The organism is Mesorhizobium sp. M7A.F.Ca.US.014.04.1.1, assembly GCF_003998745.1.
Classification (GTDB): domain Bacteria; phylum Pseudomonadota; class Alphaproteobacteria; order Rhizobiales; family Rhizobiaceae; genus Mesorhizobium; species Mesorhizobium ciceri.
Genome location: NZ_RZRW01001306.1, coordinates 1 through 655 on the forward strand (window position 1 = coordinate 1; position 655 = coordinate 655).

The 655-nt window shown below is 64.0% G+C and carries 1 protein-coding gene; it reads right to left on the reverse strand.

From position 1 onward, the window contains the following. The coding region (locus EOA22_RS36225) for a phosphoadenylyl-sulfate reductase (RefSeq protein ID WP_127390743.1) at positions 1-561 on the reverse strand (561 nt) is incomplete at its 3' end. Positions 562-655 lie beyond the last annotated feature (94 nt).

A 655-nucleotide genomic window follows, 5' to 3' on the forward strand; every position in this document is an offset into this window, starting at 1 on the left:
GTCCGATGTCGTCCAATGCGCCAGCGGATTGATGCGGATGCGCGGACCGACCGCCTCGAACACCGGCAGCGCTGCCCGCGTCGCGGCCTGAAAACGCTTGCGGCCAGTGAGCCAGGCACGAAATGGCGCGACACCGCGCGCCAGCGGCTCCACCTTGCGCACGTCGCAGCAGGCATCGGTATCGCTTTGGTGCAGATTGCCCGTCGGATCGATCCGTTCGAGTGCTGCTTCCTCGGGTTTGATCACCCTTATGTTGGTCAGCCCGAAATCGGCGGCGAGCGCATCGCGATAGCCGAGCGTCTCCTCGAAATGCTTGCCGGTGTCGAGGAAGATGACCGGCAGCGTCCGGTCGATCTTGGCGATCATGTGCAGCAGCACAGCCGAATCCGCGCCGAACGACGACACCGCCGCGATCTCGTCGAGGAACAGTTCGCGGGCCGAGCGTTCGATGATCTCGAGCGGCTTCAGATGACCATAGAGCGCGTCGAGCCCTGCCGCTTTGGCGGCGATGCCGTCATCGACGTCTCCAATACGGTCAAGCGGCCTTGGCTTCGCCAGCATAGAGCGCCTCCTTGAACGGCGCGGGACCGACTCGGCGGTAGGCGTCGATGAATTTCTCTTGTGGGTCGAGCCGAAGGCCGAGATAGGTCTCGAC